The organism is Candidatus Thiosymbion oneisti (assembly GCF_900092655.1).
In the GTDB taxonomy this organism is placed as follows: Bacteria; Pseudomonadota; Gammaproteobacteria; order Chromatiales; family Chromatiaceae; genus Thiosymbion; species Thiosymbion oneisti.
In genome coordinates, this window is record NZ_FLUY01001689.1 from 1 (window position 1) to 446 (window position 446).

Genomic DNA, 446 nt, shown 5'->3' on the forward strand with positions numbered 1-446 from the left:
ACTTTTCGGCGGTTCGGGATCCGCGTTCAGAAAAGAACAAACGCTACAATGTGGAGGAAATTTTGCTGTTGTGTGTTGTGCTCGTTCCCACGCTCCAGCGTGGGAACGCAGCTAGGCCGCTCCAGCGGCCAGTATATTGTGACGCTGGAGCGTCGGGATTTGTTCCCACGCCGGAGCGTGGGAACTAGATGATGAAACTAAAGAAAAATAATTCGTGTTTATTCGTGTCCATTCGTGGTTCTTTTTTTCATCTGCGAAAATCTGCGTAATCTGCGGATTAAAAAAGTTTTGTGCCTGCGGGAACATTTGCGTCGATTCGCGTGATTCGTAGTTAAAACAGTACCCTTTTTGTGCTCGTTCCCACGCTCCAGCGTGGGAACGCAGCTGGGCCGCTCCAGCGGCCAGTATATTGTGACGCTGGAGCGTCGGGATTTGCTCCCACGCCG

General features: G+C 51.6%; 1 protein-coding gene. It reads right to left on the minus strand.

Annotation, left to right across the window (positions count from 1 at the left end):
- Positions 1 to 111: 111 nt before the first annotated feature.
- A partial coding sequence (locus BQ17_RS22920) for a hypothetical protein (RefSeq protein WP_218068341.1) occupies positions 112 to 446 on the minus strand: 335 nt, incomplete at its 5' end.